This window comes from Nitrospirota bacterium (assembly GCA_030645475.1).
Lineage (GTDB): Bacteria > Nitrospirota > Nitrospiria > Nitrospirales > Nitrospiraceae > Palsa-1315.
In genome coordinates, this window is record JAUSMA010000060.1 from 297,055 (window position 1) to 320,464 (window position 23,410).

Below are 23,410 nucleotides of genomic sequence, written 5' to 3' on the forward strand. Positions count from 1 at the left end.
CATGCAGGCTTGGGTGGTTTCTATATTAGGCGTCCTTGTTTCGCTCTCGGTCGGGTGTGCAACTGCTCCGCCCCCACGCGCTGTCTATCAGGACAATGCGACGGCCATCAGGCTTCAGTTCGATAGCAAGGCAGGCACAGGCCACAGTCATCCGGCCAAGGTCAGCCCCGATGAGCTACGGCATATTCTGGCCGGGGTCAGAATACAGCCACGGAGTTCGTTCGCTCCCTCCTTTCTCACCGGAGAAGCGTCACTGGTCTCAGCCTTCTCCAAAGAGGAACAGACATTCCTCGCTCCCCATCTGAGTCGGGCCTTGGCGGAAGCGAAGCCCGAAGAACTGATCGCGTTTTATCGACGCGTCTCCACTTCAACCGTTGGGCTGGCCATCACGTCGGGCGGTCTCTTTGTCCACGGCAGGCACCTGTATGTGATTCTGGCAAATGATCGCACCTTACCATCTGAAGGCATGAGCCAGAGTATCGTGTCAGAGATCGATCCTGTCGAGAACCCGCTCCTCCCGATTAGCCGAACAAGTTTTCGCGCCACGTTTGTCCCGGCGACTTCCATGGTGCCGGAAGATGAGCGGTGGCCTTGGCCTTACATCGATCCGGGCCGTTTGGTGGTCATAGATCTTGTTCAAATGGCACGGGAAATGAAACTAAAGCCTCCGATTTCACGATAGTGATTGCCATCAGCATGGCAGGTGCTTAACAGGATGGTGCCATAGGATCTGATCTGATTCGGGAGACAGTTCTATTCTTAGGGCCAATCCTCATAGTAGGCTCTTGGGAGAAGGAAGGAGTGACACTAGGTCGTGAGCGGAAAAGAGGGTGTACTCGCAGCGATGCCGCCAGAGAACAATCTTGCCGCATAGGTCCAGGCTCTCGACCTGGAAACGACTCTGGCTCACCTGTGCCATAACCCCAGTCAACCTTCTTCTTTCCGCCCGCTATTGCGATACCGTAACGCCCTCCCATGAGGCAGCCATTCTCCTTCTGAGTTAACACAAAATTTACAAATCTGTGACGGTGCATGAATGGACGCGGTATAGGCTCACCAGCGATAAAAGACACAGCTTACAATAGTCTTGCGTCATGATGGTGTGCACAGGGCATGAGATGGAAATAGGTTCATTGAGGATGAGAGGAGCGCGCATGCTAGTTGTCCGGTTGGTATCCTGTATGGCGATGGCCGGGTTTCTCGGCGTCTTCGGCTCAGGGACTCATCTGGCACAGGGCGCCCCAACGGCTCTCATCAAAGTCGACGGATCGAGCACGGTCTATCCCCTCACGGAGGCGGTAGCGGAAGAATTTCAGAAGGCGAACCGGGGCCGCATACGAGTGACGGTGGGCATCGCCGGCACAGGCGGTGGATTCAAGAAGTTCTGCCGGGGTGAGACGGATATCGCAGATGCCTCTCGCCCGATCCTGAAGGAGGAAATGGAGCTTTGCCAGAAGAATGGGATTGGTTATTATGAGCTGCCCATTGCCTTCGATGCCTTGACGGTGGCAGTGAGCCCGAAGAACACCTGGATTACCGCTATGACAGTCGAAGAGCTGAAGAAAATCTGGGAGCCGGCGGCCCAGAGCAAAATTACCAAATGGAACCAGATCCATTCCGACTGGCCCGATGCCCCGATTGTGCTCTTTGGCGCCGGCTCCGATTCTGGCACCTTCGATTACTTTACCGATGCCATCGTCGGAAAGGCTAAAGCCAGCCGTGGCGACTACACCGCCAGTGAAGACGATAACGTGCTCGTGCAGGGAATTGAGAATAACAAGAATGCGCTGGGATATATCCCCTTTGCCTATTACGCCGCTCAGATGAAGAAGCTCAAAGCGGTGGCCATTGTCGGAAAGAGCGGACCGGTGCTGCCCAGTGCAGAGAATGTCATCAAGGGCAGTTATCAGCCCCTGTCGCGCCCTCTCTTCATTTATGTCAGTGACGCAGCGGCGAAACGCCAAGAGGTGAAAGACTTCGTCGACTATTACCTGACGGAAGGGCCGAAACTGATCGCAGAAGTCCGCTATATCCCTTTGCCGGAACCAGCCTATGGCATGGCCCGTGAGCGCTTCAAAAAAGGCGTGCTGGGTACCGGTTTCGGCGGTGTGCCTGAAGTGGGACTGGCGGTTGAAGAAATCATGAGCCGTCCTCCGAAACGGTAGTATTCATGAGGTGTTCGTTCAGGCTCTGGCTCGAAGTTCTGTCTAGCAGGCTGCGGAAAAACTCGGCGTATGCGAAAAAACGGCCAAAATACTTGGAGTGGCACCGCGGCCAGAACAACCACAGGATGCTCAAAAAGGCCGTCCAGCAAGGCCGCAGCGAGCGAAGAGGCGAGTCATACCCTAGTGGTACGTTGAGCCTCTTCGTGAAGCGAGAACGCCGCTGGCGGATTTTTTCAGCATCCTGCCAGAGGAAAGGCTTGGTCGGTCGATGAACACATCCAGCATGGCAGAGCAGGAGGCGATGCATATCAGTAAGCCAAATGCCATTGAAGAGGCGGCTGCCCGTCGCCGTACACGCCAACAACGCGAACGGGTGATCGAGAGCGGGCTCTTTCTTGCCGCCCTGACATCCGTTGCGACGACGGTGACGATTATCGCTGTGCTGCTGTCTGAATCGATCGGGTTTTTCAAAACGGTCCCGCTCACGGACTTTTTTACCGATACACTCTGGACCCCCCTCTTTGCCAATCCTCACTATGGGATCTTGCCGCTGCTTGCCGGCACCCTCGTCACCAGTGCGGTTGGGTTACTCGTGGCGATTCCCCTTGGGACGGTGGCGGCCATCTATCTTTCCGAGTTTTCCTCGTCTCGTTTACGGGAAATCATGAAGCCTGCCCTAGAGCTGCTGGGCGCAGTTCCGACCGTCGTGTATGGGTATTTTGCGTTGCTCGTCGTGACCCCGGCACTTCAACGACTCTGGCCCGATCTCCCGGGATTCAACATGCTCGGCCCCGGTATCGTCATCGGGATTATGATTATGCCCTTTGTGATCTCGCTCAGCGAGGATGCGATGCGCGCCGTACCGATGGTGCTGCGGGAAGGCTCCTACGCGATGGGCGCGACTCGACTCCAGACTGCCTGGCGTGTGGTCGTGCCGGCGGCAACCTCCGGCCTCGTGGCCGCCTATGTCCTCGGAATTTCGCGAGCGGTCGGCGAAACCATGGTGGTGGCGATCGCGGCGGGGCAGAATCCGAATTTGACATGGAACCCCCTGGAGCCGGCGGCCACGATCACCGCCTACATCGTTCAAGTGGCGCTCGGTGATCTGCCCCATGGCAGCATTGGCTACCAAAGCATCTTTGCCGCCGGGCTCGTGCTGGCCGTGATGACGTTTGCCTTCAACATTCTCGGACATGTTCTGCGGAAGCGATTTCGGGAGGTCTACTGATGTCCACACCATCACTTCCCCATTCCTGTCCTTCCATCGCTCGGCGCAAGTTCGCCGAGGCCCTGTTCAAAATCGTGGGGCTCGGCTCATTGACCATCGCAGTCGGAACCCTCGCCCTCTTATTCGGGGCGCTGCTGTACCAAGGTGCCAGTCAAATCGACTGGCAGTTCCTCATGTCATTTCCTTCTCGACACGCCGCGCAAGCCGGCATTCTACCGGCCTGGGTCGGCTCGACCTTGATCATGCTGGTCACGGCAGTCGTGGGCATCCCGCTGGGCGTGGCAGCGGCTATCTACTTGGAAGAGTATGCGCGAAAAACATGGATGACCGAATTGATCGAGGTCACGGTCACGAACCTGGCCGGCGTGCCCTCGATCATTTATGGCTTGCTGGCGCTGGGTTTGTTCGTCTATATCCTTGGCCTGGGAGAAAGCATTCTGGTGGCCGGCCTCACCTTGGCACTCTTGATTCTGCCGGTCGTCATCGTCACCACGCGTGAAGCGATTCGTGCGATTCCGGTCGAGATCCGGGAGGCAGCCTATGGATTGGGCGCCACCAAATGGCAGACGGTCTCGCATCACGTCCTCCCCTATTCGGCGGCCGGCATCCTGACGGGCATTATCCTGGCTTTGAGCCGGGCTATCGGGGAGACTGCCCCCATCGTCACCATCGGTGCTCTGACGTTTATTGCCTTTCTGCCTCCGGCTCCGTTCACGACGCAACCGCCATATATCTCCTTTGACTGGCTCCTCTCTCCCTTTACGATCATGCCGATTCAAATGTTCGGGTGGGTGTCGAGACCGGGCGAGGACTTCGCCGGCAACGCCGCGGCGGCCGGGGTGCTGTTGGTCGGGATGACTCTGACAATGAACGGGCTGGCGATCTACTTGCGATACCGTATGCGAAAGCAGGTGAGCTGGTAACATGGATGTCGCCGACTCGACATACCCTCAGGAATGGCCCAAGCCGCTCAAGGCGGAGACCCGCGCCCTCAGTTTCTCCTATGGAAACCGCTTGGCGCTGAAGAACTTGTCGCTCCCCATCGCCGAATATCAGATCACGGCCTTGATCGGGCCATCAGGCTGCGGAAAATCGACCTTTCTCCGCTGTTTTAATCGAATGCATGACCTCTATGCGGGAAACCGTTACGAGGGTGAAATTCTCCTATACCCGGATCAACGCAATATTCTCGCGCGTGAGGTCGATCCTATCGAAGTGCGGATGCGGATCGCCATGGTATTTCAAAAGCCAAACCCCTTTCCCAAGTCCATTTATGACAATGTCGCCTACGGATTGAGGGTAAGAGGGACCACTGAACGCCAGCTCTTGGATGAAAAGGTCGAACAGGCCTTGCGAAGCGCCGCCTTGTGGGAAGAGGTCAAGGACCGGTTGACGGCTCGGGCGACCTCCCTCTCCGGCGGCCAGCAGCAACGGCTCTGTATCGCCAGGGCGTTGGCAACCGATCCCGAATTGTTGTTGTTGGATGAACCGACATCGGCGCTCGATCCGATTGCGACGGCCAGCATTGAAGAATTATTGCTCGACTTGAAAAGTCGTGTGACAATCCTCATCGTGACACACAATATGCAGCAGGCGGCGCGGGTGTCCGATTGGACGGCCTTCATGTACCTCGGTGAATTGGTGGAGTTTGGCCTCACCAAACAGCTCTTTACGACACCTTCCAAGAAACAGACCGAAGACTACATCACCGGACGATTTGGTTGAACCCTATGAGACAACGCCATTTTGATGAAGAACTCGTCGAGTTAAAAACCAAGCTCCTGCGCATGGCCGGTCTGGCCGAAGATCAAATCGATAAGGCGCTCACCGCATTGGTCAACCGCGATTCGGCCCTGGCCAGACAGGTGATCGAGCGGGATCACCAGGTCAACGCATTGGATGTGGAGATCGACGAAGACTGCATCCGCCTGCTCGCCCTCCATCAGCCTGCCGCGCGAGACTTGCGGCTGATCACAACCGCGATGAAAATCGCCACCGAACTCGAGCGCATCAGTGACCTGGCAGAAAATGTCTGTGAGCGGTCGATCGAACTGAACGAAGAGCCGCAGTTGAAGCCCTATATCGACATCCCACGGATGGGACGGTGGGCGCGGACGATGGTGAAAGAAAGCATCGATGCGTTCGTGAAGGACGACGCCACCCTCGCGAGGAAAGTGCTGGCAGACGACGACTTCGTCGACGATCTCATGGAACAACTGTTCCGTGAGCTGCTCTCCTTCATGCTCGAAAGCCCGCAAACCATTACACGAGCCATTCGCTTAAGCTTCATCGCCAAATACCTCGAACGGATGGCCGACCATGCCACGAATATCGCCGAACTGGTGGTCTATCTCGTCGAGGGTAAGATCATCCGCCACACCACCCCGCCGGCATCTTCCATAAACGGCCTCTCACAGCAGTAAAATATCTCACCTTTCTCTTACCGAGCCTAGTCCGAGTAATTGCTGACTTCCAGTACGTATGGGGACAACGCAAGAATGGTCCACACCCTTGCTTGGACTGTGGGGCGAGGCATGAGAAAAAGACGAGAGGGAGGTGCGTCTTGCGTGGTGATGTGAATGAGGCGTGCTGGCAGATATTCGTCCGTGAACAGCGTGGCTAGGCCACGAAATCTGTCGAGAAGAGCGTGTAGACAAATCGGTGTCGACGCAGGACGACCCTGTTGCATCGGGCAAGTTGGTCGACGCGGTCGAAAATTTGATTCCAGGTGTATTGAGGCATGAGGCAGATGAGCGTGTCCAGACTGATCACGGTCTGCTCACTCAGATGGTCGAGAATGGTTGCCGTGAGCGCATCGGCATCGTGACGCTCTCCGCGCAACGGATGGATGTCAAAATCTGACTCAAGAAGAGAATTGATCGACATAAGCACCTCCTAGTGAGATTGTGAAAGTGATGGCCCTGATTGACCGGCCTGCTGCGTACACCCCGTTGGCGACGGACTGTAACGGATAGCCACAATACGCATAAGCCCCAAGGTGATGACGATGCCGCCCAGTATCGCGAATTGATGCCACTCCCCGCCTGTAAACCATCGCGAGATGATCTCCGTCAGCATGACGACGAGCACGGTATCCACGATAAAGGTGACGCGTACTCGTCCGTCGGAGCAATAGGTCAGCGTCGTTCTCAAGACCTCCACAACGGCGAGTAACGTGAGTGCATCGACAATAATATGTCGGAGCGCGACCTCAAGATCAGCGGACAGGAGAAGCCGCAAGTCGAGAAACGTTTTCACGACGCCGCCTGCGAGACCGAGAAGAATCGTCAGGGTGAGCAGGCTCAGGATGAATCGCGTGCCGGCTTCCCAGACTCGCGTCATGTCATAGGCCGTGAGCGTGGTGACGAAGCGTCGAGGCCAGCCGTTCGATAGAGTCTGTTCCATGGAGGTGTAGATCATCTTTCTATTCATGCCCCGAAAAAACGCTCCAGGCATCGCGACCGAGTGACACGATGAACAGCATCACGCCGAGTACTAATGCGAAGCGTATGCCCATTGTAAAGAGTGAGGTGAAGAGATCGAATGCCATGTCTGCGAGTCCCCTATCGTGTGACAGCTTTTCTGGTATGAGCCATGAACGATTAAAACTCATCGATTGAAACCGGATGTAAGAGATCACGGACGGATAAGATCCCCACGATCGAGTCGTCCTTGAGTACGGCTAAATGGCGAGTGCCATGCTGCTCCATCAAATCGGCCGCGTCGGTCACAGACCGGCGGCCATCGATGCCGATGACCGGGCTGCTCATGATCTCTTCCACGGGGATATAATAGGGCACCCGCTCCGCCCCGACGACTTTCCTGACAATATCCGGCTCGGTCACGATGCCGACGATACGGCCTTGCTTTGTCACGAATAGACTTCCGATTTTGTGGGTGGTCATGAGTTTCGCCGCCTCAATGGCTGAGGTGCCGGCTTCGATGTTGACCATTTTGCGGGTCATGAGCCGATCGACGGTGATCATAGGGCCTCCCTTGGTTGTGTCCATGTGGTATGGCGCGAGTCGATGGGACGGTCAAATGACGATGCGCAGTGGGGGCAGACGACCACATCCATGCTTCTGACGGAGGTCATCAACGTGCTGAAGCTCTGCCCGGTCTGCATCCGAAGCACTGGGAAGATGACTCGTGCATGCATGGCCAGTAATGTTTGAATGGCCCGAACGATCGGTACGGCTAACAAGAGAGAGATCGTCAGCACGAACAGATAGGCTTCGGTGTTTTTCATGACCTGCTCCATGGTGGTGTATGGGTCGCTCTGCATATTCACGTGGCTCTACCTTACCCCTAGGACATTCCAGTCCTGTGAATTCCTCGTAACGTCTCTGTAAACTGTGTCGTGAATGAAGCGAACGGGCTGTTCCGGAGGCCGCGGACCATAGCCCGTCACCCCAGCTTACGCCGGAGTGACGGGCTGCAGATGATGCACAGGAATCTGAGTAGCAGATGCTCGACGAAGAGGAACTGGAAGCAGAGAAGAACGGCTTCTACTTTTCGATCAACCGCCAGCCTTCTTTTTGGATGCAGCGTTCTGTGGCGTTAATGACGAGGAGCTGACTGCCCTGCTGAAGCTTGGGATCCCGAGAGACATCCATCCCGCATTTATTGTAATCGGTGGTGAATTCTGATGAGGGTTTGTTGGGGTGGACCCATTCGGTTGAGGAGCAGCCTGTGAGTAGGAATCCAACCACCAGCAGGGTCCAGCTTGAAATCGTGCGCATCAGTTCCTCCTCAATATGTGAATCGTACGAGGCACGATAAACCTGTTATCGAGGAATCGTCAAGCTGGCGAGCCTCGTTGTATCTCCGAATACGAAGACCGGACGGGACAAGCCTGTCGGTCATGGATAGAAGTAGGACAGCCCGGAGAGATCCATGCATTTATATCAATAAATATGCATATTATCATGCACTTACAATCTATCTATGAACTAAAACATCATCCACCCGTTCGTATCATTGTTGTGCGAATCACAGGTCTGCTACCGTGCGGACTCGATCACACGAATGGGAGGCACCTGTGACAGCTGTCGATAGCCTGATGCTGGATGCGAAGCAAGCGATCATGGAAGAACATCATCGCCGTTTTCAAACCTTTCAGCAGGAAGGACGTTGGGAGGAGGCGCTCCAACAAATTCATGTCACACTCAGTTGTGCGGCAGATCTCCTGAATGAATCGCTCCGAGTCCTCGACGAAGCCATTGCGACTCACGACCCTATTTCTGCCGGCGACGCCACTCCCCCTCCCAGCGCGACATCCTAATTGAACCACGCCACGGTTCCCCTCTGCCCTCTCTCGTACCCATTCTGAGTTAATACAACCGTAACATTGAAGGTTTATCCTACGGCATGGCTGGATTGCTTTGGGACTCAGCCCATCATGCAGCAGAGATGGAGACCGCATGCCTCTTGCTCCCAAGAAGGTTCTGATCGTCGAAGATGAGGCGGACATCGCCCAACTCGTGAAACTCTACCTGGAGAAGGAAGGGTTTCACGCGAATATTGCGCAGTCTGGCGCCGAAGCGCTGCAGCTCATAAAGTCCGGGCATCCAGACCTTCTGATTCTTGACCTCATGCTGCCAGAAATGGACGGCCTTGAAGTCTGCAAGAAAGTCCGCAACGCGCCGGACACCGCGCTGCTTCCGATCATCATGCTGACGGCCAAAGCCGAGGAATCCGACACCATTGTCGGCCTCGAACTCGGCGCCGACGACTATGTGGCGAAACCGTTCAGCCCCAAAGCGCTGATCGCCAGGGTCAAAGCGCTCTTTCGTCGACTCGAACGGACAGACGATCCCAAGCAATCGTCCTTTAGCTTCGGGCCGCTCGTCATGGAACTCTCCCGACACGAAGTGACCGTAAAGGGCAAAGAGGTCGCACTCACGGCCAAAGAGTTCGGCCTGCTCGAACACCTACTGCGTCACCCTGGGCGTGTGCTGACACGGGATGTCTTGCTGAATGCCATATGGGGCTACGACTACTATGGGACCACGCGAACCGTGGATGTGCATATCCGCCGGCTGAAGATGAAAATCCCGCTACTCGATGACGCCATCATCTCGGTCAAATCGTTGGGGTACAAACTATCGGACCACGCGACTGAGAAGCAGCGCTAACCGGCGACTGTTGCACATGACTAAGACGCTATCTCTGCTCCTTTCCTGCTGCCTCCTGTTGTCCCTTCTGTCTTGCAGTCATCCCCGAGTGGAAGAGTTCGAAGCCAGCATCGGACAGATCGGTCAGGACGACATGATCCGACGATTCGGCTATCCACAGCGGCTCAAACGGCTTCCGCCTGGAATAGAGGCCTGGGACTATGAATTTCTATCAGGAAATTCCCGCTGTGTGGGATATCGCGTCTACTTTGACGAAGACCGGCAATCGACGCACTGGGAGCCACGGTCCTGCCACAGAGGGGAACAGACCAACCGTCCACAGGGGAAACAAAACTAATACTTAGTTTTCGGCGAAGCCCCAGTCGCACTTTTTGTCGGAGGGATACTGTCGACGGGCTCTTTGATCTTCAGCCCGATGTCTTGCAGCGCTTTCCCGTACTGTCCGCAATATTCGCGAGCACGCGCTGGTGCCTGCTCGTACTTCTCCAAGCAGGCCCGGTAAGACTTGAGGAGCAAGCTGGCTTCGTTGTACGCCACGGTGGCTGCTTCGTCCTGCTTGAATTGTTGGCATTGAATGGCCGCTTCCCGATCGAGCAGCGTCTCGCCAGGCATATGTCCGCATGTGACGTCGATGAACTTTTGGGGGCGGACGCAACCCACCGAAACACACAGCAGAGCACTCACCACCAACAGGCTGAACGTCCGCATCATCGTGGTTCCCACTCGAATCTCCCGGGTCATGGCTGTCGCTCCGGATCACACGCACATCGAACGCCTGTCATAGTTCAACTTGAACATCCTGAGCTTGCACCATTACGCCTAACACAAGGGCATGTTACAAGTTCGTTAACTTCTTCCTCTCAAAGACAGACATCCGCAAAGAAAGCCTTCGCTCTTCACATATTGCGAGGATCACAGGCACCTCTCTCCTCACGTCCCGCAGGCACCAGACCCGCGTTACACAGACTTGATCCGTTGCTGATCGCCCCGTGTCTTGGAGCGCGTAGAAGTATCGTCACAGGGAGGTCACGCCGATGCCACACACGAGTTCCTCAAACCGTACCAAGAAAATGGCTACGCCGAAGCACCTGAATATCCAGCCGCGGACCAGTACACACTTCGCGGATCTTCAGCGGGAACTCAATCGACTTCGAGCGGTGCTCAGACGAGAAACCATGATCTCCCATATGTTCATGACAGAACCGGAACTCTTCCCCGATCCAACCGACCAAGCCGCAGCTGAGCATGAGCTCGACGTCGCCTTGTCCGTCAATATTCTCGCGCTCGAAAAGCTTCGACGGATTGAGCAGGCACTCACGTCTATCCATGCACATTCATATGGCATCTGTTCCCGCTGCGCGTACGAGATCCCCGAGGCCAGACTGAAGGTGCAGCCGGATTCGCTCTTATGCGTCCCCTGTCTCACCCTCGTCGAACAAGAAGCCGCCAGGAATTAACCCGATGCCGAACACTGCCACGCCCGCACCTTGGAGTCCAGCTGCTACCTCGCCGTGCACCTGGCTCCCCGCGCTTGTCCCTTCCCGCCAGGAGAAGGGACAAGCCCCGGGCCGCAACGTCATGAAGGAGACCTCGATGCACGATATCGACCAACGACCGCACCATATTCTGACCTTCGATCTCGAGGAGCATTTTCACGCCTCACGCTTTGACTCTTCCATGCGCCGGAGAAATTGGTCATCCTTTCAAAGTCGGGCTCAAGCGAGCGTTGAGCAAATCCTCGAACTCCTGGCTCACCACTCAACGAAAGCGACGTTCTTTTCGCTCGGGTGGCTGGCCGAACAGCACCCATCGGTCATTCGCGAAGTTTCGGCCGCCGGCCACGAGATTGCCTGTCTCGGATATGGGCATGAGTTGGTCGGCGCGCAAACCCCGCAGCGCTTTCGAGAAGACATTCGTCGAGCCAAAGATATTCTGGAGGATGTCACCGGACACCAAGTCGTCGGATTTCGAGCGCCAAGCCTGAGTATCACCGCGCACACACCCTGGGCCCTGCAAATCGTGGCCGAAGAAGGATTTCTATACGATAGCAGCGTGCTTCCCATCCGCCATGACCTGGCAGGGATACCAGGCGCAAGCCCATGGATCCATAGGCTTGCGTTGGAAGGCATCCGTCTCTGGGAAATCCCACCCTCAACCATGAATCTTGGAGGATTCCGCAAGGCCATCGGCAGTGGCGGATATCTCAGAGCATTCAGCTATCCAATATTGAAATCCCTTCTCTCTCGAATCGAAGCGCTCGACGAACCGATCGTCGTCTCCATGCGGACCTGGGAGATCGATGCCGCACAGCCGCGCATGCGGGGTACCGCCCTCTCAGAATTCCGTCACTACTTCAATCTGGACAAGACAGCCGTCCGGCTCGATCAGCTGCTCACAGATTTTCAGTTTGGACCGGTCTGCAAAGTCGTACTCGCGATTCGCGACCAGGTCCTGAGCGCGCCCGTCCGCACAGCGCTCAATTCAGACCCACGTGCTTCCCAAGAGGAGTCGCCGCGACTCACGACCGTCTAACCAAGGAGGGATCTATGCCCTGTACCCGTTGTGCCGGCTTAAGAGTGCCTGAGATCATCTGCGAGGGGGGAACCAGAGTTCCGGCGTTTCGTTGCCTCCACTGCGGGGACATCATCGACCGCGTGATCGTCCAAAACCGCCAACGCCGCCGTCATCCACACCCAAGCCGAGCCCGCACGCCCATCTACGGAAGCGACCGGTGGAAAAAGAATAAACCGGCCCTCGCCTAGGCTCGACCTCATCGAGCCAGGGATTGGTACAGGCATGGGTCCAGAGCCTAGGCCAGAGATGGCATAAGTGAATGGTTCGGCACATAACCCGTTGTGACCTTCGCCTTCTCGCTCACCGATCCTCGCACCTGTAACCACAACGCACCTTCGTTCGATTCCTCGATCAGTGCGAACGTCAGTTGGGGCGCATGCAACCCTTCGAATAGTAGGTAATCCGCGATTCGCCTGTTGAGCAATCCCGAGCGGCGAAACTTGAATGCATAGCCGTCCTCAAGCTCTTGAATCTCCGCCACATACTTGAACAGTCCCGTCACCAAGACTTCACGACGTAGCGCGAGTTCGGGGTCGGACAGAGGTGTTACCAGAGATCGATCGGGAGAGAGATACATAGTGTGTGAGTCCGACGTGCGCGCCGTTTGTTCCAGCGCGCACGTCTTGTTAGCCAAATAGGAGACGCGTGGACGGCCGCGTCTCAGTGTTGAAACCGGAAAGGGATCTTGAACCCAGTGATCTTGATGATGTCGTCCGTCGCATAATCGTCGATCTTCGGCATCAAGCCGTCGCTGCTGTGCTGAATCGACAAATAGGCCGTCCGCCCGTCTGCAGAGAACTTAAAGCCGCTCGGTTCTGCGGACGAGTCCTTCACCGACAGAATCTTGATGCAGCCGTCGGTTTTGAGATTAAGGTCTGCGCCATCCGGCAAACAGGCGAAGATGTCTCCGTTTGGATTGTCCTCGATGACATAATGATTCCCGGTCTTCGGTTGGAAAGCAAAGTTGTCCGGCTGGTTCATGTCCTGATCGCCTTCAACAAATCGGTTCACGACGACCGTTCGCTGAGTCGCGCTCGCAGTCAGGGGATCGGAATCTACACCGCAAAGGACCTCCCCATAGTTGCCCCCTTCGGCCAGACCGGTATTCGTCCAGCAGAAACGAACACCAGGCCCCTCGAACATGTCATCCAACTCAAGATCCTCTGGACGATAGTAGCCGGTCGCTCCCATGGTATTGGCGTCTGTCCGTGCGTTCGCCGCGCTCACATTGATCCAGGCGCCATTCCCGATTTCACAGCCCTGCCCGAATTGCTGCGTGGCGCTCTGGCAGGACACCTGAAGCGCATACACATTGCCGGCAGCAAAAGGAGATTCCGCAAGCGTGGCAATGGGGGCGTTGGTGGTCCTGGGGATCGCCGGAACAAACTTAAACATGGCGCCGCCGTCGGCGTTCGCCGGAGTGCCCGGTCGCAGTTCATCTCCGGCATAGACTACACCCTGGGGCGTCACTCCGATTCCCTCCCACGCCATCTTGGGCAACGCCGTCCGCTTCACAATCGAGGTGGAGGGTAATCCGTTCTCATCGACGATGGAACCCAGCGCACGATCCGTGATCGTCTGATTCGTCACGGCCAACGGATTCAGGATCTCATAGGCCCCGCCGTCACTGGCCTCTTCTGTCGCCAGGATCGTCTGCCACGGCGTACGGCGAATGCCGTCGCACGCTATCGTCCCGCGCAGGATCGTCTCCACCGAGCCGTCCGACAGCTTGATGCGCTGTACGGCAGGATTGAATTTTCTGACCAAGCCACCCGGCAGAAAGGTCCCAAGGTCTTGACGCCCTCCCTCAATGCAGAAAATCAGGTGTGTCGGACTCTCGTCACTCGGCCAAAACGCGAACATGTCCGCCGCATTGGCGGCTATCCGAGTCACGTACTCGGCCTTGAGACCATCGGCCAACAACACATGCTCCGAAGCCCTTTGAGTCGGTGTTCGATAATCTCCTGTCGTGGGTGAAGCCGATTCCTTCAGGGGCCTGCCGACTCCGAACCACACGGTGGAAGACCGCTCCAGTCCACGCTGGACGAGCGCGCCAAAATCTAACCCCTCGAACCCTTCGAATTCACTCGCCTGGGCAGACACAGCCGGAGCCGCAAGAATAGAAGCGGCCAAACCGACTTTCGCCGCAGCGAACCCCCATTTCACCAATCGCTTCTTGAGTTTTGCCATCATCGACTCCTTTCCACATTTCCTCACCGTGCCGGATGAAACCAGCTGCAGCGAGCGTGCCATTGTGAATGTCGCCACTCGTGATTGACTGAGCCCTCTCTGCCCGAACGACTGTGCCATCTCCGCCCTCCTCCAGTTGGGTGCGTGAAAGGCTGGGAACGGTCGCAGACTGAGAGACATGCAGGATCACATGCTGTCCTGATGTCCGATTGAGCCGGGAACCGCACAGCATCAAGAAGCTGCAGTCTCCTTCTTGCCGCCACGCTCTCGGCACTCCCACAGGAAGCAGTGTCACAGCAAGCCGTTACGTCTCGATCTGACTGGCCTCAAGAACGCGTAACAGCCATGTTAAGTAATTACCTGTTCACGCGAGGTGAGATCGTGTGGATCGACGGAGGGAGAATAAGACTAGGACCGAGGCGCGCGCGGAGCAAACCAGAGCAGACCAGTTTTCAGCCACCTTGTCGACATGGGCAGCCGTTCGATCAACACAAGAACCTCCAATTCCCACGGACTGAACCGCATGATCTCCAAGAGACAGGTGCTCTGGAAGACGGACAGTATCCATGCCACTGATTCGTTACGACATTGTTTCTGTTGTATGAAGATCGTGCAACAGCGTGGTTTCATCGGAGCCGAATTCGCAGCAGGCATGCGTTAAGATGATGCGGAGTGATGTAATATGAAAAAGGAGGAACATTGCTGAGTCAGCCCAAGATGAGATTTGTGTCGCCTTGCCAGGAGAGAGTAGAGTTGACCGAGTGTGAAACGGAGAGCCACTCATGAATAATATCTCGCTGCCGGTCACAGATAATTCATTTCTGCTTTCTGTCTCGATCATGCTGCCAGTGCTCAGTCTTCTCGCGGGATGTGTCTCGCCGCCTGGCCATCCGGATTGGATTCGTGTCGGCGCGACAACGAAGCATGATGTGATCGAACGATACGGGCCACCCGATATGGTCATCGCGTCTCCTGGTGGGGACACCGCCGTCTATCGCCCGATCTTTTCGGCCCCTCGCCTCGAAATTCCCACCGCTCAGATCGGCCCCTCAGGAACAGCCGTGACCAGCATGCAACGGATCGATCCTGGGCTAGGCGCCCATGATCTGAATAGGGAGAGGACGGAACGGTTACGGGGAGAAATTCGTATCCGCTACGACAGTCAGGGCATCGTACAGGAGCTGACTTCCCCCTAATCGACCGATCGGATTCCGGGCTGTTGTTGGGCCCTCCATTCCCGTGAAGGACATGAAAAGGATGTCAATAAACACTACACCGCTTCCGTCACTCACGATCAACAGCGGCACCTGTTATGCGGTATTTGCCTACGATATCGGGTGGTCGATCAATTTGGAGGAAGTGAACCGCCGGATCACCGCCGACACGCAGCGTGGCCGCCTCCGGCATAAAACGAGATCCCCTCAATATTTCGAATACCGGCCGGCTCCGCTCCGCCTCATGCAAGAAGGCGGAAGCCTCGCGGTCGGCCAATATCGATCCAGCCCCACAGTCGAAGTCATGGTGTATGACTTCGGCGCGGTCACCATCACGTACAGATTTACGCTCAACGGTCCCTTCGAGGGCTTGCTGGAGCTCAGTGAATCGCTCTACGAAAACGAGCCGTTGCTCACAGAATCCCGCAAGCGGGTGGAACAACTGGTTCAGGCGCTTCATCCGTCGATCGAACGGCCGAAAATTGCCAAAGAGGTGGAGGATTACATCATCTTCTCGATCGAATCCTATTCGCCGTCGCAGGGACTTCCGCTTTGGACAAGCCGGGAAGCAGAACTGGCGCAAGTGCTACGCGGTGAACGGACCCCGCTCGCAGATCAGGAAATTCAAGATGCCACGTCCTGCCGCATTTCGTATGGAGTCGAAGACGCCGCACTCATCGATTGGCACTCGGCCGTCCTCTTTGGAAAAGACATGGACGACGTGCGAGCGGTGCTGGAATTTGCCAATGTGGAACTCCTGGAAATGCGGATGCTCGACGAACAGCTCGATGCGGCGTTGGATGAAGGGTATGCCGCGCTCGCACGAAAGCCTCGCCTGCTCCCCCTTCCCGGTTCGCACGACAAGGACACCACGCATATCGCGCAACTGCAAGTCGATGGCGCACTCCTCTTCGAGCGAGTGACGAACACCCTGAAGCTCTTAGGCGACCAGTACTTGGCTCGCGTCTACCGCCTCGCCTCCCAACGGTTCCACCTGGAAGCCTGGGATGCGAGCATTCTGCGTAAGCTGGAGACGTTGGAAAGCATCTACGGCAAGATGTCTGACCGGGCGACCACCCGCCGCATGGAAGTGCTTGAGTGGATCATCATCGTGCTGATCGCCATCTCGATCGGGGTGTCGTTCTTCCCGATGGGCGGACACTGACAAAGACAAGACATAAACGGTGAAACGTGAGGTATAGGACTGCCCAGAAATCGATTCAGCAACCATACACAGGTAACAATTCACGTCTCACCGACACCGGGCGGCGTATCCATATCTCGCGCATTAGATTCCGGCCTGAGCCACCGCCAGGCTTGGTTCAGCCAACGCCGCTGCCGTCGCCATCAACTCGGCCGAGTCTCCAAGCCCGAACGATTCTCTGCGCAATTCGCTACCGTTTCTTGCCCGATAGACCAGTTCGTCCGTCTGAAAATCGTATTCGGGAATCTCCTGATTCTCCCAGCGTTTCGTGAAGTACTGATAAAAGAGCGTATAGAGCCCGTGATGGTCGAGGTTGTGTTGGAAGACATATTCGGGCATCCAGCGGACGTCGAGGCCCGTGTGGTAATGCTGGAGCCAAAGATAGTCGCCGAGGATCACCATTCGCAAATGTGGCCGATCTGAGTAGAGCTTCAACCGGATGACCTTTCCGCTGGCGCGAAACCGCTTGATCAGGGCAATCGTGTCTTGCAGTTCCTGCCGGAATCGGTTCGGAGAAATGTCCGGATGTGAGAGCGACTGGGCTCGCCTGGCCGCTTCTTCCGAGAAGGGATTCAAGAGAATCAATTTTGCTTCGAGACAGGTTTCCAACAAGACATGCATCTCAGCCTTATCGCCCACGACCGTGCCATGGCCGGTCACCCCGATAGCGAGGACTGTGCGGCCCAAACTTTGCTGCTGCTTCAGGTCACGGATGGTTTTGCCGGCCCCAGGATCGTGCAACGGGAAAAACGAAACCAGTCCCGCGCCCCTTGCCATCACGGCCTGCCGGCGGTCTTGATGCGCGCGCCACAGATAATTGGAAATCACAATGAGCACCAGCGCCACGCCGACCTCAATGGTCAGCAAGAGGATTTTCTCCTGTTCGACACGCGACCAGAATATCAGGAATTGCCGAGCAATGCTCGGCAGTGACCAGGCAATTCCAGCGCTGAGCGCCACGATCACGGCATGAAACGCCAGGGCACTGACCTCGCTCATAAATTCTTGTAACGCCGACAACTTTCCTTTGTACATGCCTTCCTTTCGATTGAGAAAACCGGCAACCAACCGACTTGTGTCGCCAATGACTCTTCCAGTTCATAGTGTCTGCTATGAGCTTCGCCGACCCACGTTACAGGCAGGTAAATTCAAGGCTAGCATGAGGTAAATACTGATCGTTCTGCTGCCAGACTACGCCGCGTCCAGATGGACCGGGCGATTCCGATGGCCATCGTAGTCCGGCACGAGGCGCTGATACTCCTGCGGCATGAGAGAAGACGAGATCAGAAAGTCCGCCGACGCCCGGTTGCAGGCGATGGGAATATTCCACACCACGGCAATCCGCAACAGCGCTTTCACGTCCGGGTCATGCGGGTGCGGTTCCAGCGGGTCCCAGAAGAAGATCAAGACGTCGATCTCGCCTTCACTGATCTTGGCTCCGATCTGCTGATCCCCTCCCAACGGTCCGCTCTGGAGCCGAATCACCGGGAGACCGAGTTCCGTGTGGAGCAGTTTCCATGTCGTCCCGGTCGCAATGAGGTGATGGCCCGCGAGCGCCTCGCGGTTGAATTTGGCCCAGGCGAGAAGATCCTGCTTCTGGTTGTCATGAGCCACGATGGCGATCGTTTTCTGCTCGGCCATCGGTACGATATTGTCGTGCATGATCACCCTCTGATTCGGATATATTCCTCTGCAGTGATTCTATACAGAGTATGCCCGGCCACTGTTACGAGCGGGTTTCATACCCAGGATGGTCCATGGGATCAATGACTTGCGGGAGGATTTCGATCGCTCTTGCACGGCATCAAGAGGGCTGATGGAGTGCGGGCAAGCGGTCAGCACTGAGGAAAAGAGGACGTTTATCCCGCATGTCTCGGACGTTCACTCCACCGGACTGGTCTCATCACGGCTCCCAACCCAAGCAGGCTGACGATCATCAGGAAAAAGACGAGAGAGACGAACAAGAAGAAGGCTCCCCTCATGCCGGTAAACATACGGATTCCCCTCCATCTCTTCCATCGCCCGGTTCAACTTCCAACTGCGACGCCACGGCGTCGATAACAAAGCCGCTGTAAACAGAACAACATCCGAGTCATGTTCCCAACATGGCTACCAGAAGCATACCCATGTGCTGTCACCAAACGATTCCGGGGATCTAAAGGTCGTGTAAACGATGCCTATCAAAGATCGTGGCATCGCTGACGACCTGTTGTGCGTTCGTCGAAGAACTATTAACAATCCTGTTACATCAACCATGAAGTTCCCGTAACAGGCCTGCCGCTAAGTACTTACCGAGCACAGTCTGTCCAACGAATGTATCGAGGCGCTCAATTTATCGATAGGATCCATGCTCCGGCGCTTATCCATCCAAACAATTCTCTGGCCGTTCCTCTCAGGACTGCTGCTCGTTTCCTGTGGCGACTTTCAAGAGCCTGCCACGGGCTCACAAGGGACGATTCTTTCACATCCTTCCCTGTCACAGCCCCCTCAACAACCGATCGGTGGAAACGACGGTCCGCTCACGCCTTCGACATCCGGGGATGCCGTCGATCCGGCGAATGTGCCAGCGCCAGCAGATAGGGCTCCAGCCTCTTATGAAACAATCGGAGGAGGATCTCAGCGCGATACGCCGGAGAATGGGACTGCCGCTGAACCGCTCAGATCGGAAAACAGGTCCCCGACAAGGACAGTAACTTTCATGTGGAGCCCTTCCTCATCTGGCAATGCGGCTGGATACAGAGCGTACATCACCGCCCTGTCCACCTCGGTCCGACAGACAATCGATGCCGGCTCCGAGCCCCAGCTTACCGTAGACCTGCCGATCGGTGAGCGATACGATCTTACCGTGACGGCCTACAATGCCGCCGGAGAGAGCCCACCAGCCAGTCCCATTCAATTCGACCTATTCTGATTTTCGCCACGCGCTTTCATACAGATCGAACGGACACGTGCGCGAAGGAAGGCGGTGTTTTTGTGGCATCAATCGCTCTCACCCGCTGTCGCGGTATATCTCACTGTATGTAAATAATTGGGCGTCTTCACATACTGCCGACCTCTCAGGAAAGAATATGCCTCCTCGTCCTTCCCTCACGGCCCTTCGGCGTAACTCGTTCTTAACCCTTCGTTGATCTCCCTCAATCGGTGCACCATTCTCTGCTCAGCTAAGAAAGATCGACTATCTGCTTTCTATCAACTTCGGCGAGACTCATTTTAGCAGTGGCCACCCGTCCAGCAATGAAACTAGTCAGCTCTTCGGAAGTTTTCTCGTCCGGACGGCTTCTCGCCGATAAACTGTGATCTTGTTCGAATTGATGAATTCTAACTAGAGGGGCTCGGCCAGTACTACGACATCAAGTGATGAGGCAGGTAATAGTCCCGTACGTTTCCCTGAAAAGCGAATGATGTACGATATCCTGCAGTCTCCCCTGCGTCCTTCGATCCCGCCTCCAACTGCGGTACAATGACTCGTGATATGGATCGGACCAGCCTCAAGAACCCAGTATGTCTTTCCACTGCTTATGCTTGCGCTGGCCTGTCCTCTGAGTTTGGCCAACGCACAGACTCTTGAACTCGACGATGATGTCTCCGTCTGGATCGAAGGGGGGCAGGCCGTAGCAACCAGCCCCTTGAGCGGCCGTCGGGAGATCCCTCTGGATGTGCAGGAGATCGTCGTCGGTTCTGGAGCCAAGGGGATCAATGCCATCGTCGTCACCTCGCGGCGGCTGCTCGGATTCTCAAGCCGGACCTTCGCCTGGAGCGACATAGATCGCGATGTGCGCGAGAAAATTGTCGAGCGGAGGATGATGCCCACGTTCAGTCTGGTAAGGACCGATACCCATATCTATGGATTTCGCGGGGCGAACGGTATCTGGTTCGAAGAAGCGCTCGGAGTGCATGAAAGAGTCGAACGGATGCACAGCAACGACTACGGCGCGGTGGCCGTCACCAACGAGCGTCTGATAGGATTCGGCCCGCTACTCGGAGCATTCTCCTCAAAAGCACTTGGCCTGCACGAGCACATCACGAAGGTGACTAACGAGAATGGTCTCATCCTCGTCACCACGAGCCACAGAACGCTGGTCTTCGGCAGCCGTATGAGCGGATGGGACGAATTCGAACAATGAGGCGGATGATCTTTACCCAGGCCAATGGGATGAGAATGAGAACATGCTGGACCTAGTACCCTGGATTTCGACGATGTGCTCGACGTGGATGACGGAGTGCGAAGTCAAGCAACGACCCCGCACTTTCGTGAGAGTCTCCGGCGCTTCAAGAACAGAGAGAGTATCCCAAACCCGGTTGCAAATAACGGAAGTGCGGCGGGCAACGGAACAGGCGCAACGAGGCTCACTCCAGAAGTGCCGATGATCTGACCTGCCGTAGAAACGGCGACTCGGCCCGAGATAGTTCCGCCGGTCAGACTGATCAGACCCGAGCCCAATTCCACATTGTGTTGGGCGATCCCCATTCCGGTCGTGACCACTAACCCGCTCGAGCCAGAAATCCCCGCCGTTCCACTCACAATGTTGTTCGGTCTAATTAGCCCTATGGCTTCAGTCTTGTTCGCCACCACAATCGACCGGGCGCCAGCATCCACCATCCCTCCCACGTTCATTTGATTGGCTGTGAGAGATACCGCCTCTCCGTTTCCCTTGGTCTGTAAGTTCGCGAGTATCATCGTGCCGGTGGCGACCAGATCAAGACCACCGCTGCCAAGCAGGTCGATCGTTTCGGTGAACGCGATATTGCCCTTCGACAGCAACCCCAACGTGCGGGTTCCGAAGATGGAGAGACTGGTGGCGGTGATGTCATCGAACGCGAAGATGCTCGCGCCGGATACCGGATCGATCACGCCGGTGTAGGAGGCCCCACCAGTAAGTTGAAGTGTGTCCGTGTTGATGGAGATGGCATCAGACGCGTTTAGGGTCCCCAGCGACGTGAAGGCCCAGGGATCGAGAACCGCGGCATGAGTTGGGATAGCCCACAGACAGATCGCAACGGTCCAGACACGAGTCGTCCAGCTCATAGAGTTCTATCTTCCTTCATCCAACCGGTTTATCCCATTCAGAACATCGGCGAAGGGATAATACTGAGGAAGGCGACAGGGCTCCAGTTAAGATTGGGTTAACGGATGGAGGCTGCGAGCCTGCTAGCATGAAGCAGCAGCAATGGCACAATCCAGGGTTTCGGCAAGGCTGCTCATACGTGCTGAAATTTACGCACCGGTAATACACCTCTAACTGGGGCGCAATGCAGACCAGGTAGGATCATCTTAATAGAAATACAATTACATTGAATGGAGGAACAGATGATTACAGTCGGACAATTGATGAAGAAAGATCTCGTGACCGTCGATACGGGCACCTCGGTGATCGAGGCGGCCAAGCTGATGAAGGCCTGCAATGTGGGCAGCGTGCTGATCTCTCATGAAGGTCGTGTGATTGGCATTGTCACCGAATCGGACATCGTCAGGAAGGTCGTCGGCTCGGACCGTGGCCCCTACTTTATTCCTGTCGAAGACATCATGAGCAGCCCGATTGTCGGAATCGAAGAACGCTGCCCCCTCACCGAAGCGGCAGACTTGATGAACAGGCACCAGACACGGCACCTCGGTGTGACCAAGGGTGGATCGGTGGTGGGAATCCTCTCCGTTCGCGATTTACTCCGGCCGGTCTCCATCGACGAATTCTAAACACTCTGTACTTCACGCACTTTCACTCAGGCCCCTTCCTTCCGCATATCTTGCGGAAGGAAGGGGCCTGAGCAGTTTGGAACCTATTAGTTTAGTCCGCCTCAGAACGATTGGGTCACCCCTAGCCTCTGGCCACACACCTCACGCCGAAACAGCAGCGATTGCGCCTGAATGGCAAAAAGGAAAACCTCGTTAGGCTCTCAGTTTGTAGCCGATACCACGCACGGTGACGATGATTTTTGGGGTAGCTGGATCCGCTTCGATCTTTTGCCGGAGGGAATGGATGTGGACGTCGAGGGCATGTTCTTCCAGGGCAAACCCGTCGCCCCAGACCCGATTGAGCATTTCCTGACGGGAGAAGGCCCGGCTGGGCGATTCGAGAAATTGACGAAGGATCTGAAATTCTTTCGGAGTCAGATCGACCAATCGACCGTTGACGGTCACTTCGTGGCGGTCCAGGTCCATGCGAAGCGCGCCGGCACTATAGTACGTCGTCGATTCCAGGCGAGGCTCACGCCGCCGCAAGATAGCGCGCACGCGGGCGACGAGCTCACGAGTATTTTGACTGCAGATGACCAGGTCTACGCCTTGGTCATAATCTCGGATACAGTCGTCTTCGGTACAAGGGACCGTCCCCTCTTGCACCGCGACAATAGGTACGGCAACGAGAGTCTGGAGTTGGCGCAAATTGGCAAGAGTCCTCTGTTGCCGATCGATGATGATCAGCGAGGGCACGGATGTTCTGGCTGCCGCATAAGCAGCAGACTTGGTCGTCACGACCGTGCTCTGATATCCGCTCGCGTCGAAAGCCTTCTTGAGCGACTGAGCGAATGGCTCAGCCTCCATGAAGATCAGAATCGTATTCCGCGCGACGGTCATCGGTGGTGGTGTAGCCAACATTACGAGGTGACTATAGACCGGACATGAAAAAATCATCGTTAGGGTGGTGTTAACTGTCGGTAAACTCCTACACCTCAAGACAAATTGTGCACCCTCATGACTGCCT

General features: G+C 56.0%; 29 protein-coding genes. 17 read left to right on the forward strand and 12 right to left on the reverse strand.

What is annotated here, in order from left to right:
* Position 1 precedes the first annotated feature (1 nt).
* The 6 genes from Q7U76_11700 to phoU all read left to right on the forward strand — a co-directional run bounded on the left by Q7U76_11700 (position 2) and on the right by phoU (position 5,816).
* Positions 2-682 (forward strand): hypothetical protein, encoded by a 681-nt coding sequence (locus tag Q7U76_11700; GenBank protein MDO8357045.1) that lies wholly within the window; start codon positions 2-4, stop codon positions 680-682.
* 472 nt (positions 683-1,154) lie between these two features.
* Complete coding sequence (locus tag Q7U76_11705; protein MDO8357046.1) at positions 1,155-2,165, forward strand: PstS family phosphate ABC transporter substrate-binding protein; 1,011 nt, start codon at positions 1,155-1,157, stop codon at positions 2,163-2,165.
* Positions 2,166-2,448: 283 nt separating this feature from the next.
* A complete protein-coding gene (pstC, locus tag Q7U76_11710; GenBank protein ID MDO8357047.1) occupies positions 2,449-3,393 on the forward strand; it encodes a phosphate ABC transporter permease subunit PstC in 945 nt (314 codons plus the stop codon).
* Complete coding sequence (gene pstA / locus Q7U76_11715; protein MDO8357048.1) at positions 3,393-4,316, forward strand: phosphate ABC transporter permease PstA; 924 nt, start codon at positions 3,393-3,395, stop codon at positions 4,314-4,316. The genes pstC and pstA overlap by 1 nt, the downstream gene beginning before the upstream one ends.
* Before the next feature lies 1 nt (position 4,317).
* Entirely contained in the window at positions 4,318-5,118 is an 801-nt protein-coding gene (pstB, locus tag Q7U76_11720) for a phosphate ABC transporter ATP-binding protein PstB (GenBank protein ID MDO8357049.1), read from the forward strand.
* 5 nt (positions 5,119-5,123) lie between these two features.
* Positions 5,124-5,816 (forward strand): phosphate signaling complex protein PhoU, encoded by a 693-nt coding sequence (gene phoU / locus Q7U76_11725; protein MDO8357050.1) that lies wholly within the window; start codon positions 5,124-5,126, stop codon positions 5,814-5,816.
* A 196-nt stretch (positions 5,817-6,012) separates the two neighbouring features.
* On the opposite strand, the gene Q7U76_11730 is transcribed toward phoU, so the two are convergent.
* The 5 genes from Q7U76_11730 to Q7U76_11750 all read right to left on the reverse strand — a co-directional run bounded on the left by Q7U76_11730 (position 6,013) and on the right by Q7U76_11750 (position 8,135).
* The gene (locus tag Q7U76_11730; protein MDO8357051.1) at positions 6,013-6,279 is read right to left on the reverse strand and encodes a hypothetical protein; all 267 of its coding nucleotides are present in this window, start codon (positions 6,277-6,279) and stop codon (positions 6,013-6,015) included.
* Positions 6,280-6,288: 9 nt separating this feature from the next.
* Positions 6,289-6,825 (reverse strand): phosphate-starvation-inducible PsiE family protein, encoded by a 537-nt coding sequence (locus Q7U76_11735; protein ID MDO8357052.1) that lies wholly within the window; start codon positions 6,823-6,825, stop codon positions 6,289-6,291.
* Between the two features lie 170 nt (positions 6,826-6,995).
* Positions 6,996-7,379: a CBS domain-containing protein gene (locus tag Q7U76_11740; GenBank protein ID MDO8357053.1), complete on the reverse strand. Its 384-nt coding sequence runs from the start codon at positions 7,377-7,379 to the stop codon at positions 6,996-6,998.
* The gene (locus Q7U76_11745) at positions 7,376-7,642 is read right to left on the reverse strand and encodes a hypothetical protein (protein MDO8357054.1); all 267 of its coding nucleotides are present in this window, start codon (positions 7,640-7,642) and stop codon (positions 7,376-7,378) included. The genes Q7U76_11740 and Q7U76_11745 overlap by 4 nt, the downstream gene beginning before the upstream one ends.
* Before the next feature lie 259 nt (positions 7,643-7,901).
* Positions 7,902-8,135, reverse strand: coding sequence for a hypothetical protein (locus tag Q7U76_11750; protein MDO8357055.1), 234 nt, complete (start codon positions 8,133-8,135; stop codon positions 7,902-7,904).
* A gap of 299 nt (positions 8,136-8,434) precedes the next feature.
* Between Q7U76_11750 and Q7U76_11755 the strand changes: the two genes are divergently transcribed.
* The 3 genes from Q7U76_11755 (at position 8,435) to Q7U76_11765 (ending at position 9,867) form a co-directional block, all read left to right on the forward strand.
* A complete protein-coding gene (locus tag Q7U76_11755; protein MDO8357056.1) occupies positions 8,435-8,677 on the forward strand; it encodes a hypothetical protein in 243 nt (80 codons plus the stop codon).
* A 139-nt stretch (positions 8,678-8,816) separates the two neighbouring features.
* Entirely contained in the window at positions 8,817-9,530 is a 714-nt protein-coding gene (locus tag Q7U76_11760; protein MDO8357057.1) for a response regulator transcription factor, read from the forward strand.
* Positions 9,531-9,546: 16 nt separating this feature from the next.
* Positions 9,547-9,867: a hypothetical protein gene (locus Q7U76_11765; GenBank protein ID MDO8357058.1), complete on the forward strand. Its 321-nt coding sequence runs from the start codon at positions 9,547-9,549 to the stop codon at positions 9,865-9,867.
* Here Q7U76_11765 and Q7U76_11770 read toward each other — a convergent pair.
* Positions 9,864-10,271 (reverse strand): hypothetical protein, encoded by a 408-nt coding sequence (locus Q7U76_11770; GenBank protein ID MDO8357059.1) that lies wholly within the window; start codon positions 10,269-10,271, stop codon positions 9,864-9,866. The two genes, Q7U76_11765 and Q7U76_11770, sit on opposite strands and share 4 nt — an antisense overlap.
* A 293-nt stretch (positions 10,272-10,564) precedes the next feature.
* On the opposite strand from Q7U76_11770, the gene Q7U76_11775 reads away from it, so the two are divergent.
* The 3 genes from Q7U76_11775 to Q7U76_11785 all read left to right on the forward strand — a co-directional run bounded on the left by Q7U76_11775 (position 10,565) and on the right by Q7U76_11785 (position 12,292).
* Positions 10,565-10,987: a TraR/DksA family transcriptional regulator gene (locus Q7U76_11775; protein MDO8357060.1), complete on the forward strand. Its 423-nt coding sequence runs from the start codon at positions 10,565-10,567 to the stop codon at positions 10,985-10,987.
* A gap of 136 nt (positions 10,988-11,123) precedes the next feature.
* Positions 11,124-12,062, forward strand: a complete 939-nt coding sequence (locus Q7U76_11780; protein ID MDO8357061.1) for a DUF3473 domain-containing protein — start codon at positions 11,124-11,126, stop codon at positions 12,060-12,062.
* A gap of 14 nt (positions 12,063-12,076) precedes the next feature.
* Positions 12,077-12,292, forward strand: coding sequence for a hypothetical protein (locus Q7U76_11785; GenBank protein MDO8357062.1), 216 nt, complete (start codon positions 12,077-12,079; stop codon positions 12,290-12,292).
* Between the two features lie 47 nt (positions 12,293-12,339).
* On the opposite strand, the gene Q7U76_11790 is transcribed toward Q7U76_11785, so the two are convergent.
* Positions 12,340-12,738 carry a hypothetical protein gene (locus Q7U76_11790; GenBank protein ID MDO8357063.1) on the reverse strand — a complete coding sequence of 133 codons (399 nt, stop codon included), beginning with the start codon at positions 12,736-12,738 and terminating at the stop codon, positions 12,340-12,342.
* A 26-nt stretch (positions 12,739-12,764) separates the two neighbouring features.
* Positions 12,765-14,414, reverse strand: coding sequence for a DUF839 domain-containing protein (locus Q7U76_11795; protein MDO8357064.1), 1,650 nt, complete (start codon positions 14,412-14,414; stop codon positions 12,765-12,767).
* Between the two features lie 662 nt (positions 14,415-15,076).
* Here Q7U76_11795 and Q7U76_11800 point away from each other — a divergent pair.
* Together Q7U76_11800 and Q7U76_11805 are read left to right on the forward strand one after the other, a co-directional pair.
* Positions 15,077-15,490, forward strand: coding sequence for a hypothetical protein (locus tag Q7U76_11800; GenBank protein ID MDO8357065.1), 414 nt, complete (start codon positions 15,077-15,079; stop codon positions 15,488-15,490).
* A gap of 61 nt (positions 15,491-15,551) precedes the next feature.
* Positions 15,552-16,673 carry a hypothetical protein gene (locus Q7U76_11805; protein MDO8357066.1) on the forward strand — a complete coding sequence of 374 codons (1,122 nt, stop codon included), beginning with the start codon at positions 15,552-15,554 and terminating at the stop codon, positions 16,671-16,673.
* Positions 16,674-16,796: 123 nt separating this feature from the next.
* Here Q7U76_11805 and Q7U76_11810 read toward each other — a convergent pair whose 3' ends face one another.
* Both Q7U76_11810 and Q7U76_11815 read right to left on the reverse strand, forming a co-directional pair.
* A complete protein-coding gene (locus Q7U76_11810) occupies positions 16,797-17,747 on the reverse strand; it encodes a hypothetical protein (protein ID MDO8357067.1) in 951 nt (316 codons plus the stop codon).
* Between the two features lie 156 nt (positions 17,748-17,903).
* The gene (locus Q7U76_11815; GenBank protein MDO8357068.1) at positions 17,904-18,374 is read right to left on the reverse strand and encodes a methylglyoxal synthase; all 471 of its coding nucleotides are present in this window, start codon (positions 18,372-18,374) and stop codon (positions 17,904-17,906) included.
* Between the two features lie 1,036 nt (positions 18,375-19,410).
* On the opposite strand from Q7U76_11815, the gene Q7U76_11820 reads away from it, so the two are divergent.
* On the forward strand, positions 19,411-19,623 hold the full coding sequence (locus Q7U76_11820; GenBank protein ID MDO8357069.1) for a fibronectin type III domain-containing protein: 213 nt from the start codon (positions 19,411-19,413) through the stop codon (positions 19,621-19,623).
* A 556-nt stretch (positions 19,624-20,179) separates the two neighbouring features.
* The gene (locus Q7U76_11825; protein MDO8357070.1) at positions 20,180-20,836 is read left to right on the forward strand and encodes a hypothetical protein; all 657 of its coding nucleotides are present in this window, start codon (positions 20,180-20,182) and stop codon (positions 20,834-20,836) included.
* A 104-nt stretch (positions 20,837-20,940) separates the two neighbouring features.
* Here the strand turns inward: Q7U76_11825 and Q7U76_11830 are convergent, their stop codons facing one another.
* Positions 20,941-21,738 carry a hypothetical protein gene (locus Q7U76_11830; GenBank protein MDO8357071.1) on the reverse strand — a complete coding sequence of 266 codons (798 nt, stop codon included), beginning with the start codon at positions 21,736-21,738 and terminating at the stop codon, positions 20,941-20,943.
* A 282-nt stretch (positions 21,739-22,020) separates the two neighbouring features.
* Here Q7U76_11830 and Q7U76_11835 point away from each other — a divergent pair, with 282 nt between their 5' ends.
* Entirely contained in the window at positions 22,021-22,404 is a 384-nt protein-coding gene (locus Q7U76_11835; protein MDO8357072.1) for a CBS domain-containing protein, read from the forward strand.
* Between the two features lie 192 nt (positions 22,405-22,596).
* Here the strand turns inward: Q7U76_11835 and Q7U76_11840 are convergent, their stop codons facing one another.
* On the reverse strand, positions 22,597-23,304 hold the full coding sequence (locus Q7U76_11840; protein ID MDO8357073.1) for a response regulator transcription factor: 708 nt from the start codon (positions 23,302-23,304) through the stop codon (positions 22,597-22,599).
* Positions 23,305-23,410 lie beyond the last annotated feature (106 nt).